This window comes from Aeromonas taiwanensis, assembly GCF_000820165.1.
Classification (GTDB): Bacteria; Pseudomonadota; Gammaproteobacteria; order Enterobacterales; family Aeromonadaceae; genus Aeromonas; species Aeromonas taiwanensis.
This window is the reverse complement of the sequence record NZ_CDDD01000013.1, coordinates 16581-31189: the sequence shown is the minus strand read 5'-3', so window position 1 is coordinate 31189 and position 14609 is coordinate 16581. Positions and strand designations below refer to the sequence as shown.

Sequence of the window (14609 nt, the reverse complement as noted above, 5' to 3'; positions counted from 1 at the left end):
CGGGCCCCGTCATGGGGCCCGTTTCCTTATCCGTTTTGAGAACACCTCGCCCGCCGCCGGCAAACGTTTGTTCGCCGGCGGCAAAAAAAGGGCTCAGCCTCAGTCGATCAGACCGTACTGCTCGCGCAGCACCTCGATGATCTCCTGCTTCGGATTGGCACTGCGTACCAGCGGCTGACCGATGATCTTCTCGGCGATCCCCACATAGGTGTTGGAGATGTCCATCATCACCTCGGTGGGCAGCTTGTTGTCCCGGGCCAGGGCGAAGCGCTCCGGCATGCGGTTCTTGTTGAGCAGGATGTCCGGATCCGGGAAGTGGTTGAGCAGCCACTGGCGGAAGCCCTCTTTGGACTTCTCCACGATCTCTCCATGACGCAGGGCGGCGCCATCCCAGATGCGGGAACTGTCGGGGGTGCCCACTTCGTCCATGTAGATCAGCTTCTCGTTGCCGGCGGCGTCGGTCACGTAACCGAACTCGAACTTGGTGTCGACGAAGACCTGATCCAGCGCAGCCAGCGCCTCGCTGATGACGTTGAAACCATCCTTGAGCAGCGCCTCGTAGCGGTCGATGTCCGCCGGGGAGCGGAAGCCGAACGCCTGGTGGTGACGCGCGATGTCGCTGCGGGAGACGTTGACGTCGTCCGCTTCCGGCACACCGTCCAGCCCCTTGAGGATCCCCTTGGTGGAGGGGGTGATGAGGATCTCGGGCAGCTTCTGATCCTTCTTGAGCCCTTCCGGCAGGGTGATGCCGCAGAACTCGCGCTCGCCATCCTTGTAGGCACGCCACATGGAACCGGTGATGTACTGGCGTGCGATGGCCTCGATCATCACGGGACGGGCCTTTTGCACTATCCAGACGAAGGGATGCGGGATGTCCAGGATGTGGCTGTCCGCCAGTCCCTTCTCCTTGAACAGCTTGAACCAGTGGCTGGAGATGGCGTTGAGCGCCGCGCCCTTGCCCGGGACGCCGTTCAGGCCGTCCACCCCTTGCCAGATGCAGTCGAAGGCCGAGATACGGTCGCTGATCACCATGAGGGCCAGCGGCGTATCGGCCGGAACATCATAGCCTTTCTCTTTGATGAGTCGGGCACTGTCTGCGGGGGTCAACCAGTAGACGCTGCGCACTTTGCCGGAATGGACAGGTTTATCGGTACGGATCGGCAAATCGTCGTTCACCGCCAATACTTGATCTGCAAGACTCATGGCTAATAACACTTCCTGTTGTGGGACTAGTAAGACAGGCGCACAGGCCCCTGTCTGTGGGGGATTCTCATCATCAAGCCCGAAGGCTCCTTGCCGTCGGCCCGACATGCAGGCCCTGCGGTGAGTCGGGCATAACAAAACAGGGGCGCGAGGCCCCTGTTTTCATGCTTATTTTGTTCCCTGATCGGCCAAGCCCTTGGCAAAGGCCTCGGACAGGCTGATGTACATCTGGGAGATGACGCCAGACGAGACAGGCTTCTTGTCCTTGTCGAACAGGGTGATGGAGGTCTTGCCCCCCGCCATCTCCCCGAGCTGGAAGCGGTACTTGTCTTCCTCCAGCTTGAACGGTTCGGCACCCTTGGCCTGCCAGAATTCGCTGCCCGGATCGTCATACTCGACGTCGATCCAGCCCAGGGACTGCTGGGTATCCTTGATGGTGAAGCCGTAGGCCGGCAGCACCTGGTTGAGGCGGCGCCAGACCTGGTCAAACGACCCCTCGGCAATCCAGGCGCTCAGCTCGTTGTTGTCCAGCCCCAGCTGCAGCCCCATGCCATCGCTGGACTTGTGCTGTTCCCGGGCCTTGAGCTGCTTGTCGTAATAGAGGGAAAACTGGTTCAGGGCGCGGGTCGCGTAGCGCTGGGCATCGGCCGGCGTCAGCTCGGTGCTGGTCTCGCCATCGATGGTCTCTTCGTGATCCAGCACCCGTACCGACATCATGGTGGCGTGGCGCTGCTCGTCGTTGCGCAGGGTGAACTGGTAGCGCTGGCGGATCTGGAAGTCATCGTCCTCTTCCGCCCAGCCATCAAGCACGGCGGAGTTGTCGAACCAGCCGGTCTGCAAGACTCCAGCCTGCTGATCCAGCCTCTCGGTGGTGACCTTGTGTTCGGCCAGGAAGTTCATCAGGAAGGCCCAGGTGTCGCGCTCGACGCTCTGGCTGGTGCTCAGGGCATAGAAGGCCACTGTGGGTTCGCTGGCATTGGCCACCACCTGGCTACCCGGTACCACGGTCAGCAGCTGGGCAGGCGGACGCACGTCCACCTTGGCGCCGAGGGCCCCCTCGCGGCTGCTCTCCGGCAGGGCGGGAATGTCGAAATTGCTGTTAAAGGCGGGGGTACTCAACCCGGCGGGCACAAGGAAGGCGCGGCCTTCGAGGCGGCTCTCTTCATACTCGAAGCCACGGTTGGCCATCTTGCGATCCTGAGGCGAGCTACAGGCGGCCAGCACGGCCACCGTCGCGACACTCAGCACCAGGCGCGCTGCATTTCCCTTTCCATTTGCTTTAAACACTCGCCATCAACTCCGCAGTCGTCAGTGCTCGCGCCATCGCCTCTTCTCCCTCTGGGGTGAGGTCGGTCAGGGGCAGGCGCAAGGTCGCCGTCGCCATCAATCCCAGCCGGGCACAGGCCCATTTCACCGGGATGGGACTCGGTTCGCAGAACAGAGTCTGATGCAACGGCATCAATCGATTGTTGATGTCATGAGCCTGCCCGGCATCACCGGCCAGGGCAGCACGACACATGTCGGCCATCTGGGGCGCCGCAATATTGGTGGTGACCGAAATCACTCCGTCGCCCCCCTGCAGCATAAAATCACATCCGCTGGCATCATCGCCACTATAAAGCGCAAAATCCGGCCCGCACAGCTCGCGCAGCAGCGGGGTGCGACTCAGATCGCCGGTCGCCTCTTTCAAACCGATGATGCCGGGCACCCTGGCCAGACGGGCCACCGTCTCAGGTTTGAGGTCACAGCAGGTGCGACCGGGCACATTATAGAGAATTTGGGGCAGACCACTAGCCTCGGCGATCGCACAATAGTGACGATAGAGGCCTTCCTGGGTGGGTTTGTTGTAATAGGGGGTGACCGAGAGACCCGCCACCACGCCGGTGCTGGCGAAACGCCTGGAGAGGGCGATGGCGTGGGCCGTGTTGTTGGAACCGCATCCTGCGATAACCGGAATGCGTCCTGCGGCATACTCCACCGTCTTTTCGACGACGGCGATGTGTTCCTGTTCGCTCAGGGTGACCGACTCTCCCGTCGTGCCCACCGCAACGATGGCACTGGTGCCGGCATCGACATGATATTCAACCAGTGCAGCCAGACTGCTCCAATCGATGTCACCCGAGGCCAGCATGGGGGTAACGAGCGCAACAATACTACCGCGTAACATGGATAATTCTCCCGATTTTCAGGGGCGTAATGGTAAAGCTGCCCCTTTTGAAAAACAAGGGAGGCAAGGGACAAGCCGTGTTACCATCCGCCACAAAACGTATGGATGCACGAGGGCAGGACAGGGCCCGGAGCAGGGTGTCATGCCCGCCAGCAACGCTCGCTGTCTCCGCATTCGCAATAAATGGACGAGAGACGATTTATGACTCACTACCTGGTCGTAACGGCCATCGGCACGGACAGGCCTGGCATCGTCAATGAGGTGACCCGCCACGTCAGTGGCTGCGGTTGCAACATTGTCGACAGCCGTCTTGGCATCTTCGGCAACGAATTCACCTTCATCATGCTGCTGTCCGGTGACTGGAACAGTCTGATGCAGCTCGAAATCAGCCTCCCCCTGCGCAGTCAGGAGTGGGATCTCATCACCATGATGAAGCGCACCGAGCGCCACCAGTCGCTGCAATACGACATCAGCGCCAGCGCCGAGGTGCTGATCCGGGATCAGCCCGGCATCGTAAGCCAGTGTACCCAGTTCTTCAGCGATCACGGCTGGGACATCCAGGCCATGCAGACCATGACTCTCGAACAACAGCCGTTCAACCTGCTCAAGGCCAACTTCCAGTTGAACCTGGCCAAGCAGGGAGACGAGAGCGGCTCCAAGGCCGCCTTCGCCGGTTTCTGCCGCGAACTGGGCGCCGAGTCATTCGAATTCATCATCAACCACAAGTACGCCTGACGGCGTTTGGAGACCCCATGTCACCACTAGAAGCTGGTACCCAGGCCCCCGACTTCTCCCTCTCCGATCAGGATGGCAACCTGGTACGGCTTGCCGATCTGCGCGGCAAGAAGGTGCTCGTCTATTTCTATCCCAAGGCGATGACCCCGGGCTGCACCACCCAGGCCTGCGGCCTGCGCGACGTCAACAGCGAGCTGGCGGCCCTCGGTGTAGTGGTGCTCGGCATCAGCCCGGACAGCGCCAAGCGCCTGAAGAAATTCGAGGAACGCGACAACCTCAACTTCCGCCTGCTGGCCGACGAGGATCACGCCGTGGCCGATGCCTTCGGCGTCTGGGGCCCGAAGAAATTCATGGGCAAGGAGTATGACGGCATCCACCGCCTGAGCTTCCTCATAGACCCGGAGGGCAAGATCAGCCATCGCTTCGACAAGTTCAAGACCAGTGATCACCACCAGGTGGTGCTCGAACTGGTGAAAAACCAGTCTGCGGGCGCCTGATTCCTGCCACTTCTGACAACAAAGAGGGCCTGCTGTTGCAGGCCCTCTTTGTTGTCACGCTTCGATGGCCTGAGGCCACTCTTATAGGAAGGTGGGCAAGCAGCTGCCTGCCCCGCCTGCGAGCCAAGGGCTGCGGCGAGATACTTATCAGGATTGCTTGCACCCTGTTGGGTGCCTTGGTGGTGGGTCATCTGGCATGAGCCGAATGACGCCTCCATTCTTGCCGACCCGGCACAAAATGCAAGCTGTGTCGGCGGTATTTAATTAACCAGAGCTTGCAGGCCAGCGCGGCCCCTCTTCCCCGTTTTTCTCGCCAACCTCCCCTGCCAGATCAAAAAATTCATCCTGGATATGGGTTAACGTGACCCCAGATTCATTTTCCAGTGAGACAGCCCATGAACATGAGCCACACCGAACGCCTGATCCTGAGCAATCAGTACGAGATCCTGGCCAAACTCAATCCGGAGAAGGCGGCGTTTTACCAGCGGGCCAGCACCATAGTCGAGCGCGGCTACTGCCTGCAGATCCTCGAGCTGGAGAAGAGCTTCGGCCACCTGGATCTCGCCACCTGCCGGGAGGTGCTGGACACCATGGAGATGCACCACGCGCTGGCCATCTCCTGGGGCAATCTCGATGCAGGTGCCCGGGCCGAGGTCAACGAGAGCCGCCTGGCCTTCAACGGCTACAGCCGCAGCCAGGAGCGGGAGCTGGCGGATTATGTCTGCTTCCTGCTGGAGGTGGACAAGCGCTTCCCCGAACTGCCCTGCCCCTGCGACGAGCTCTCCAGCGATATCGCCATGCGGGACAAATACCAGCGCATGCTGGCGGTCTGGCGTCAGTGCCCCCGCCAGTACAAACTCTCCATCCAGGAGATCGGCAAGATACTGGCCGCCTGATACGACAGGCATCAAAAAGGCGCCGCGAGGCGCCTTTGTCCGGTTGGCAGGCCCACGGGCCTCACTCGTAGAGGAAGGATTTGTCCAGCTGCTTGAAGGCGGCGTTGAGGGTGTCAGCCAGTTCCTCATAGCGGGGATGGGCCACCAGCTGGCGCTGGCCGCCCTGCTCGTTCATCTTGCCGTTGATCTCCCGGTACCAGTTGGCCAGCGAAGGCGGCAGCCGGGTGTCGGCGCGCTGCCCCAGCCAGTAGTAGCCCTGCAACGGCAGGCTGAGCAGGAAGAGTACGGAGGTCATGACGGAAGGCCAGTAGTGCTGTTCGCCAAACTGGAACTGCAACATCACGCTGAGCACCGCCAGCGCCGGGATCACCTTGAGAGCGAACTCGGTGGCTCTGATCACCCGATTCTCCGGGAACATGGAATTAAGCTCGGGACGGCGCGGCCAAAGAGTCATATAATGACGGCCTTGCTGTAATTTAGTTCCAAAAATGTTCATGCTCATGCTACCTCCGAGCTCTTTTCGAACGCATTAACGGCAAAACCTCGACAATATTTGAGAGGCAATAACAAAGGTTGAGGATGACTTTGTTATTTTTCAACAATCAGGTTATCCTTTGTACGCCCATTTTTACGCTGGCGCACGGTCGCTGGCCAGTCAGGGACGTCTGAGTTTCGGGTCTTGTATCACTATACAAGGGGCAAGCAACAGATTGCCAACCCTCATAAGGATAAGTTGATTGTTTTTGGACGCACCGCGTCCGGCGCATCCTCCAACCCAACCCAATCTGCGATAGGATTTATTCATGAGTAAGCTGGTTCTTGTTCTTAACTGTGGCAGCTCGTCCCTGAAGTTTGCTGTCATTGACGCAACCACCGGTGATGACCTGCTGTCCGGCCTGGCCGAATGCTTCAACCTCGACGATGCCCGCATCAAGTGGAAGCTGAACGGCGAGAAAGGCAACGCCGATCTGGGTGCCGGTGCCGCTCACCAGGAAGCGCTGGACTTCATCGTTCACAAGATCCTGCCGCTCAACCCCGAACTGTCCAAGAACCTGATCGCCATCGGCCACCGCGTGGTACACGGCGGCGAGCGCTTCACCTCCTCCGTGCGCATCTGTGACGACGTGATCGCCGGCATCGAAGCCGCCATCCCCTACGCGCCGCTGCACAACCCGGCTCACCTGATCGGTATCCGTGCCGCCCTGAAGGTCTTCCCGGAACTGGCCGAGAAGAACGTCGCCGTGTTCGACACCGCCTTCCACCAGACCATGCCGGAAGAAGCCTTCCTGTACGCCCTGCCGTACAAGCTCTACAAAGAGAACGGCATCCGTCGCTACGGCGCCCACGGCACCAGCCACTACTACATCAGCCTGGAAGCCGCCAAGCAGCTGAACAAGCCGGTGGAAGAGCTCAACATCATCAACTGCCACCTGGGCAACGGCGGCTCCGTCTGCGCCATCAAGAACGGCCAGTCCGTCGACACCTCCATGGGCCTGACCCCGCTGGAAGGTCTGGTGATGGGTACCCGTTCCGGTGACATCGATCCGGCCATCATCTTCTTCCTGCACGACAAACTGGGCATGAGTGTTGCCGAGATCAACACCATGCTGACCAAGGAATCCGGCCTGCAGGGTCTGACCGAAGTCACCTCCGACTGCCGTTTCGTTGAAGACAACTACGACAGCAAGGAAGAAGCCAAGCGCGCCATGGACGTGTACTGCTACCGTCTGGCCAAGTACATCGGTGCCTACGCCGCCGCCATGGACGGTCGTCTGGATGCCGTGGTCTTCACCGGTGGCATCGGCGAGAACTCCGCCCCGATCCGTGAGATCACCCTGAACAAGCTGGGCCTGCTGGGCTTTGACGTCGACCACGACGCCAACCTGAAGGCACGCTTCGGCAAGGGCGGCGAGATCACCAAGGCTGGCTCCACCAAGGCCCTGGTTATCCCGACCAACGAAGAGTGGGTCATCGCCCACGACGCGCTGGAACTGGTCGGCGCATAAATTAGCTGTAGAGCAAGGCCGCCCCAGGGCGGCCTTTTCCTGATCCCAAAAAATGAACAAGGGGTAATAAGTGGCACGCACTATTATGCTCATCCCGGTCGGCACTGGTGTCGGCGTAACGTCCGTGAGTCTTGGCGTCGTTCGCGCCATGGAACGTCACGGTGTCAATGTCAGCTTCTTCAAACCGGTCGCTCAGCCGCGTCCAGGTGAAACCGGTACCGAGCGCTCCACCGCCGTGATCCGCGCCGCCGCCAACATCAACCCGCCCGAGCCGTTCGCCCTCTCCTACGCCGAGAACATGATCACCTCTAGCAACACCGACATCCTGCTGGAAGAGATCGTGGCCCGCTTCGAAGAGCACGTGAAGAGCAGCGGTGCCGAAGTGGTGGTGATCGAGGGCCTGGTGCCGACCGACAAGCAACCCTTTGCCAACAAGCTGAACTACGACGTCGCCAAGGCGCTGGACGCCGACATGGTGTTCGTGACCCATCCGGGCAACGACTCCAGCCAGAAGCTCAAGGAGCGCATCGAGCTGGCCTGCTCCAACTTCGGTGGCGTCAGCAACCCGCGCATCGTGGGCTGCGTCATCAACAAGGTGGGCGCTCCGGTTGACGAGCACGGCGTGACCCGTCCCGACCTGACCGAGATGTTCGAAGCGCACCACCACGGCGCCGACACCGGCCACAACCTGGAAGTGCTGCAGGTCTTCGGCAAGAGCCCGCTGCGCATCCTGGGCTGCATCCCCTGGAACACCCAGCTGATCGCCCCCCGCGCCAAGGATCTCGCCAAGCACCTGGCCGCCAAGATCATCAACAAGGGTGAGCTGGAGAGCCGCCGCCTGCAGACCGTGACCTTCTGCGCCCGCTCCATCCACAACATGATCGAGCACTTCCGTCCGGGCAGCCTGCTGGTCACCTCCGGCGACCGTTCCGACGTCATCGTCTCCGCTTGCCTGTCCGCCATGAACGGCGTCAAGCTGGGTGCCCTGCTGCTGACCGGCAACTATCACCCGGAACCCCAGGTGATGGCCCTGTGCCAACAGGCCATGGCCACCGGCCTGCCGATCATGATCACCGGCACCAACACCTGGCAGACCGCCGTCAGCCTGCAGAACTTCAACGTCGACATCCCGGAAGATGACCGCGAGCGTATCGAGCTGGTGCAGGACTATGTGGCTGGCCACATCGACAAGCACTGGATCGAGTCTCTCTCCGCCAAGTCCACCCGCTCCCGTCGCCTGAGCCCGCCGGCCTTCCGTTATCAGCTGACCGAGCTGGCCCGTCAGGCCAACAAGCGCGTCGTGCTGCCGGAAGGGGAAGAGCCGCGCACCATCAAGGCCGCCGCCATCTGTGCCGAGCGTGGCATCGCCCGTCCGGTGCTGCTGGGCAACCCGGACGAGATCCGCCGCGTCGCAGAGCAGCAAGGCGTGATCCTGACCGACCGCGTCGAGATCATCGATCCGGTGGCCGTGCGCGAGCGCTACGTGGCCCGTCTGGTCGAGCTGCGCAAGAACAAGGGCATGACCGAAGTGGTGGCCCGCGAGCAGCTGGAAGACAACGTGGTACTGGGTACCATGATGCTGGAGCGCAACGAAGTCGACGGTCTGGTATCCGGCGCGGTGCACACCACCGCCAACACCATCCGTCCGCCGATGCAGATCATCAAGACCGCTCCGGGTTCTTCCCTGATCTCCTCCATCTTCTTCATGCTGCTGCCGGATCAGGTGCTGGTCTACGGTGACTGCGCGATCAACCCGGACCCCACCGCCGAGCAGCTGGCCGAGATCGCCATCCAGTCCGCCGACTCCGCTGCCGCCTTCGGCATCGAGCCGCGTGTGGCCATGATCTCCTACTCCACCGGCACCTCCGGCGCCGGCGCCGACGTAGAGAAAGTGCGTGAAGCGACCGAGCTGGCCAAGGCCAAGCGCCCCGACCTCATCATCGACGGTCCGCTGCAGTACGACGCGGCCATCATGGAGAACGTGGCCAAGTCCAAGGCACCAAACTCTCCGGTTGCCGGCAAGGCCACCGTGTTCGTGTTCCCGGATCTGAACACCGGCAACACCACCTACAAGGCGGTACAGCGCTCCGCCGAGCTGGTCTCCATCGGCCCCATGCTGCAAGGCATGCGCAAGCCGGTCAACGACCTCTCCCGCGGCGCCCTGGTGGACGACATCGTCTACACCATCGCCCTGACCGGTATCCAGGCAGCCCAGGCCGAGTAATCGGCCTGTCGTCTGACCCAGTGAAAAACCCGCCGAGAGGCGGGTTTTTTTATGGCTGCTCGCCAGTATGTTGATCGGCGAGATCAAAACCGGATCCCTGCCGGATCCGCTTGCCGATCCGCGAGCCCCCCTCGGCAAGGCCCGGGGGATAAGCAAACGCTCACACCCGTGCCAGGGGATTGCACAAATGCGATCCAGCCAGGATCACATGGAAATATCCCTTTAAGATCATGACACTAAAGTCAGACACACCGCTAATCTACAGAGTTTTCCACAGCTTTTGTGGATAGTTTGTCGATCATTTGAAAGAAAATGACAGTCTCGGGCAGCGCCTCTCCCTCCCTTCCACCATGAAAAAGGGCTCCGAAGAGCCCTTGATGAACAGAGGTGACAACCGAAGCGGATCAGGGACGCAGTGACTTGTCCGCCCGGGAGATGCCGCAGACGCCGGAGCGCACCACTTCGACGATCTCGTTGGTCTGGGCCGCGGTCTTGATAAAGGCGTCCAGCTTATCGCTGGTGCCCACCAGCTGCACCGTGTAGAGCTCGGGGGTCACGTCCACGATCTGGCCGCGGAAGATGTCCGCCAGCCGTTTCAGCTCGTCACGAGCCCCACCGGCGGCGCGCGCCTTGACCAGGGCGATCTCCCGCTCGATGTGCTCCCCTTCGCTCAGATCGCACACCTTGAGCACGTCCACCAGCTTGTGCAGCTGCTTCTGGATCTGCTCCAGCACCCGCTCGTCACCCATGGTGACGATGGTCATGCGCGACAGGGTGGGATCCTCGGTGGGGGCCACCGTCAGGGTCTCGATGTTGTAGCCGCGCTGGGAGAAGAGGCCCACCACACGGCTCAGGGCGCCGGATTCATTCTCCAGCAGTACTGAAATGATGTGTCTCATCAGGTTCTCTCCGTCTTGCTCAGCCACATCTCGTCCATGGCGCCAAATTTGATTTGCATCGGATAGACGTGCTCGTCCGGATCGACCGAGATGTCCATGAACACCAGCCTGTCCTTCATGGCGAAGGCCTTCTCCATGGCGCTCTCCAGCTCGGCCGGATCGCTCACCGCGATACCGACGTGGCCATAGGCTTCCGCCAGCTTGACGAAGTCAGGCAGGGATTCCATGTAGGAGTGGCTGTGACGGCCGCCGTAGAACATCTTCTGCCACTGCTTGACCATGCCCAGCGCACGGTTGTTGATGGAGATGATCTTGATGGGCACCCCGTACTGCATGCAGGTGGAGAGCTCCTGGATGTTCATCTGCACCGAGCCATCGCCGGTGACGCAGCAGACCACGGCTTCCGGGTTGGCGAACTGTGCCCCCATGGCGGCCGGAATGCCGAAGCCCATGGTGCCGAGACCACCGGAGTTGATCCACTGGCGCGGCTTGGCAAACGGGTAGTAGAGGGCGGCAAACATCTGGTGCTGACCCACGTCGGAGGCGACGAAGGCCTCCCCCTTGGTCACCTTGTAGAGGGTCTCGATCACCTGCTGCGGCTTGATCAGGGTGGGAGAGGTCTCGTAGGCCAGGCAGTTGCGGGAGCGCCACTGGTTGATCTGCTCCCACCAGTCCTCCAGCACCTGCTTGTCGTTGTCGAAGCCGCACTCGCGGATCACTTCCAGCATCTGTTCCAGCACGGTTTCCACCGAGCCGACGATGGGCACATGGGCCTGCACCGTCTTGGAGATGGAGGTGGGGTCGATGTCGATGTGCACCACGGTGGCATTGGGGCAGAACTTGGCCACGTTGTTGGTGACGCGGTCATCGAAGCGGGCACCCACGGCGAAGATGAGATCCGCGTTGTGCATGGTCTTGTTCGCTTCGAAGGTGCCGTGCATGCCGAGCATGCCGATGAACTGCGGGTGAGTACCGGAGAAGGCCCCCAACCCCATCAGGGTGGTGGTCACCGGCAGGTTCAGCAACTCCGCCAGCTTGGTCACCAGGTGATCCGCATTGGCGTTGATGGCACCGCCACCCACGTACATGACCGGGCGGCTCGCCTCGGTCAGCAGCTTGGCGGCCCGCTTGATCTGGCCCTTGTGTCCGGCCTTGGTCGGATTGTAGGAGCGCAGATAGACCGTCTCGGGGTACTCGTAGGGGAATTTCTCTTTCGGATTCTGCACGTCTTTGGGCAGATCCACCACCACGGGCCCCGGGCGGCCACTGGCGGCAATGTAGTAGGCCTTCTTGATGGCCTCGGGAATGTCGCTCGCCTTCTTGCACAGGAAGCTGTGCTTCACCACCGGGCGGGAGATGCCGATCATGTCGGTCTCCTGGAACGCATCCTCCCCGATCATGCTGGTCGGCACTTGGCCGGACAGGATCACCAGGGGAATGGAATCCATGTAGGCGGTGGCGATCCCGGTGATGCAGTTGGTGGCGCCGGGACCCGAGGTCACCAGCACCGTGCCCACCTTGCCGGTGGAGCGGGCGTAACCGTCCGCCATGTGCACTGCGGCCTGCTCGTGCCGCACCAGGACGTGCTCCATCTTGCCGTTTTCGAAGAGAGCGTCATAGATGTCGAGCACTGAGCCACCAGGGTAGCCGAAAACGTGCTCAACTCCCTGATCTTCCAGCGCTCTAACCACCATCTGGGCGCCTGATAACATCTCCATGATAAAGCCCTCCAGGCTTTGCTCCGTTAAGCGAAAGCTATCGACAGTCCGCTGCTTCCCGGCAGCGCCGATCCGAGTCTTGTTGTTGTCTGCAGGCAGATCAGGCGAGTTCGGAGCCGTCGATAGTAGAAAAGTAGGGGTTTTCCATCATTCACCCGAAAAGCGGGTGAAAAACCAACTTAACCCGCCCGTGAACGCTTGTCCACGGCTTTGTCTGGCCAGAACAGTCAGAAATTTCAAACAGCTATTAACATTCAGTGACTTGGTCACCTGACGTGCAACAAAGGGGGACCTGGGGGGAGGATGCCAGCAGATCATGCTACCAGGTAGCGGAAAGGACAAAATAAACAGCCCACCCCCAGGGGGTGGGCCGTCATAAACGAGGCGGTTCTACTGCTCGTCTTCGGGCTCCGCCAGCCAGATCTGCTGGTCCGGATCCGTCTCTTCGCAGACGGAGATGCTGACCCCCATGTCGATCAGCTCGTGGAGTGTCAGATTGTCCGCCAGGGTCATGGTGTCCCCTTTTTCATTGGTAAAGCGCATGATGTCCGTCCTCTCCGTGGTGGGATCGACTCAGTTTAGTCAAAGGCGCTGAGTTGGGATAACCAGGGGCGCTCCAGGGTGGTGCCACCCGCCAGCTCGCTGAGGCGATCGCACACCTCCTCCGGGAAGAGGGTGCGCCCCCACAGGCGGCGGGAAAGGGAGCCAAGCTCTTCCTCCGCCCCCGCCAGCAGCCAGTCGGCCAACTCTCCCGCCACATCGGGGTAGCGCACCCGTCCCGGCGCCGGCGTGTCCAGCCAGGCGCGGACCGCATTGGTGTCCAGGGTCTCCATCAGCTGGGCCAGCCCCATCAGCTCCAGCGTTCTGCCGTTGGTCAGTTGCTCGAACTGGCCGCCGAGGGGCTTGACCAGCAGCTTCTTGCCGAGCGACAGGGCCTCGGATGCCAGCTCGAACCCCGCGTTGCTGATGACCCCCCGGCAACCGGCCAGCACCTGCTTGAACCCGTCCCTTGCCTGGGGCTCGAAGCGGATGTTGCGCCACTCGCTGCGCTTGCGCACCTCGGGGTGGAAGCAGACGAAGTGCTGCTGGCCGAAGCGGGACAGCAGGGCCGCTATCGCCTCGGTCTGCTCGAACGGCAGATAGACCAGGATCTGCTGGTTATCGGGGGTGGGTGCCAGCGGATCTATGATGGGAGGCAGCAGAGGCTGACCGAAATGGAACCAATGCAGCCCGAGGGACTGGCGTACCGGGGCAAAATGGCGCATCAGCTGGCGGTTGAAGCCGCTCTCCCCCCAACGCGGGATGGGCCAGTCAAAGCTGGCCTGATGGCTGATGGTGAGGCTGGGCTTGCCCCAGCGACGGGCGGCATGAGCACTGAGCGGCTCGAAGTCGCTGATGACGAGATCGTAGTCCCGGCAGTCGAGGGCTCGCAGATCCTGCCAGAAACGCAGGGGCGAGAGCCCCTTGAGGGTGCGCCAGCCCGAGATGCGCCCCTGATGACTGGCGAAGGTGATGCCGGGAAAGGTGCGATACTCCCCGAACTCCCCCATCTCGAAATAGCCGTCGGCGGCGCGGCCGCTAAACAGGTAGTCCACCGCCATTCCCCTGCTCTTCAGGGCACGCGCCAGGGTCCGGCTACGGCTGATGTGACCGTTGCCGGTCCCCTGCACTCCAAACAGTATTCTCATCCCTGGCTCCAGCCGAGCGCCCACAGGGCACAGCCACCGCCGAGCAGGGCACCGGCCACCAGATCGCTGAGGTAATGCACGCCGAGCAGCAGGCGGGACGCCCCCACCAGCGCCGCCCAGGCAAACAACAGGGGAGCCCAGGAGGGGAAGCCGGCGGCCAGCACGGTCGCCATCAGGAAAGCGGCGGCCGTGTGGCCGGAGGGCAGGCTGTAACGATCGGACGGGGTGATGAAGACCGGCAGGCCCGCCGGGCGCTGGCGTCTGAGGGCGTTCTTGAGCAGCAGATAGAGCGGCAGCTCGAGGGCAAACGCCCACAAGGCCGCCTGCACCACGGCCCGCCCCGCCTCTCCCTGCCACCAGAGCAGGCCAGCCAGCACGGCATAGAGGGGGCCGTCACCGGTGCGGGAGACGAGCAGGCTGATCCTGGCCTGTGGCCGGTTGTAGGGGTGAAGCAGGCAGACACGACACACCCGCAGGTCCCATTGCTGGATCTTGTTCATCACGCCCCCTTCCCTTGAGTCTTGGCTACAGACTAGGGCGCGGTCGTGACACTTCGTTGACGCACAAATAACAGAT

General features: G+C 61.6%; 14 protein-coding genes. 5 read left to right on the top strand and 9 right to left on the bottom strand.

The features are described 5' to 3' along the window. Positions 1-99: 99 nt before the first annotated feature. The 3 genes from BN1136_RS02320 to dapA form a co-directional block, all read right to left on the bottom strand. Positions 100-1203, bottom strand: a complete 1104-nt coding sequence (locus tag BN1136_RS02320) for a phosphoribosylaminoimidazolesuccinocarboxamide synthase (protein ID WP_043758187.1) — start codon at positions 1201-1203, stop codon at positions 100-102. Positions 1204-1371: 168 nt separating this feature from the next. Continuing rightward, positions 1372-2490, bottom strand: a complete 1119-nt coding sequence (gene bamC, locus BN1136_RS02315) for an outer membrane protein assembly factor BamC (protein WP_043758184.1) — start codon at positions 2488-2490, stop codon at positions 1372-1374. Further along, on the bottom strand, positions 2483-3370 hold the full coding sequence (dapA, locus tag BN1136_RS02310; protein WP_043758181.1) for a 4-hydroxy-tetrahydrodipicolinate synthase: 888 nt from the start codon (positions 3368-3370) through the stop codon (positions 2483-2485). Before dapA ends, bamC begins: the two co-directional genes overlap by 8 nt. A 201-nt stretch (positions 3371-3571) precedes the next feature. Here dapA and BN1136_RS02305 point away from each other — a divergent pair, with 201 nt between their 5' ends. The 3 genes from BN1136_RS02305 (at position 3572) to BN1136_RS02295 (ending at position 5498) form a co-directional block, all read left to right on the top strand. Further along, complete coding sequence (locus tag BN1136_RS02305) at positions 3572-4105, top strand: glycine cleavage system transcriptional repressor (RefSeq protein ID WP_043758179.1); 534 nt, start codon at positions 3572-3574, stop codon at positions 4103-4105. A 17-nt stretch (positions 4106-4122) separates the two neighbouring features. Continuing rightward, a complete protein-coding gene (gene bcp / locus BN1136_RS02300; protein WP_043758177.1) occupies positions 4123-4602 on the top strand; it encodes a thioredoxin-dependent thiol peroxidase in 480 nt (159 codons plus the stop codon). Between the two features lie 395 nt (positions 4603-4997). Further along, a complete protein-coding gene (locus tag BN1136_RS02295; RefSeq protein WP_043758173.1) occupies positions 4998-5498 on the top strand; it encodes a YfbU family protein in 501 nt (166 codons plus the stop codon). A gap of 61 nt (positions 5499-5559) precedes the next feature. Here BN1136_RS02295 and yfbV read toward each other — a convergent pair whose 3' ends face one another. Then, a complete protein-coding gene (yfbV, locus tag BN1136_RS02290; protein WP_043758170.1) occupies positions 5560-6000 on the bottom strand; it encodes a terminus macrodomain insulation protein YfbV in 441 nt (146 codons plus the stop codon). 301 nt (positions 6001-6301) lie between these two features. Between yfbV and BN1136_RS02285 the strand changes: the two genes are divergently transcribed. After that, positions 6302-7504: an acetate kinase gene (locus BN1136_RS02285; RefSeq protein ID WP_010673162.1), complete on the top strand. Its 1203-nt coding sequence runs from the start codon at positions 6302-6304 to the stop codon at positions 7502-7504. 70 nt (positions 7505-7574) lie between these two features. Continuing rightward, positions 7575-9728 (top strand): phosphate acetyltransferase, encoded by a 2154-nt coding sequence (gene pta, locus BN1136_RS02280; protein ID WP_043758167.1) that lies wholly within the window; start codon positions 7575-7577, stop codon positions 9726-9728. A gap of 404 nt (positions 9729-10132) precedes the next feature. Here the strand turns inward: pta and ilvN are convergent, their stop codons facing one another. The 5 genes from ilvN to BN1136_RS02260 all read right to left on the bottom strand — a co-directional run bounded on the left by ilvN (position 10133) and on the right by BN1136_RS02260 (position 14533). Further along, complete coding sequence (gene ilvN, locus BN1136_RS02275; protein WP_043758165.1) at positions 10133-10627, bottom strand: acetolactate synthase small subunit; 495 nt, start codon at positions 10625-10627, stop codon at positions 10133-10135. Next, positions 10627-12345: an acetolactate synthase 3 large subunit gene (locus tag BN1136_RS02270; RefSeq protein ID WP_043758163.1), complete on the bottom strand. Its 1719-nt coding sequence runs from the start codon at positions 12343-12345 to the stop codon at positions 10627-10629. The genes ilvN and BN1136_RS02270 overlap by 1 nt, the downstream gene beginning before the upstream one ends. A 390-nt stretch (positions 12346-12735) precedes the next feature. Further along, the gene (locus tag BN1136_RS19595) at positions 12736-12888 is read right to left on the bottom strand and encodes a hypothetical protein (protein WP_081843615.1); all 153 of its coding nucleotides are present in this window, start codon (positions 12886-12888) and stop codon (positions 12736-12738) included. A gap of 35 nt (positions 12889-12923) precedes the next feature. Beyond that, positions 12924-14033 (bottom strand): MJ1255/VC2487 family glycosyltransferase, encoded by a 1110-nt coding sequence (locus BN1136_RS02265; protein WP_043758160.1) that lies wholly within the window; start codon positions 14031-14033, stop codon positions 12924-12926. Further along, positions 14030-14533: a phosphatase PAP2 family protein gene (locus tag BN1136_RS02260; RefSeq protein ID WP_043758158.1), complete on the bottom strand. Its 504-nt coding sequence runs from the start codon at positions 14531-14533 to the stop codon at positions 14030-14032. Before BN1136_RS02260 ends, BN1136_RS02265 begins: the two co-directional genes overlap by 4 nt. Between the last annotated feature and the right edge of the window lie 76 nt (positions 14534-14609).